Annotated in this window: 1 protein-coding gene; it reads right to left on the reverse strand. The window is 42.8% G+C overall.

Going from position 1 to position 229, the window contains the following annotated elements:
• The coding region (locus tag AEQU1_RS00055; protein ID WP_220092301.1) for a hypothetical protein at positions 1-229 on the reverse strand (229 nt) is incomplete at both ends.

Here is a 229-nt window from a genome sequence, read left to right on the forward strand (position 1 = left end):
TAATATTTGCAGGACATGCTATAATTGGAGCGATAGTATCTTCAACCGTGACCACTGCGGTACAGGTAGAAACGTTTCCGTTATTATCGGTTACTGTAAGCACCACATTGTTCGTGCCTACATTGGAACAATCGAATGATGAAACGTCAATAGTTCTACTTGCAATTCCACATGCATCAGATGAACCACCATCCACATCAGCAGCAGTGATTGACACGTTTCCAGTAGC

It is taken from the genome of Aequorivita sp. CIP111184 (genome assembly GCF_900489465.1).
GTDB lineage: Bacteria > Bacteroidota > Bacteroidia > Flavobacteriales > Flavobacteriaceae > Aequorivita.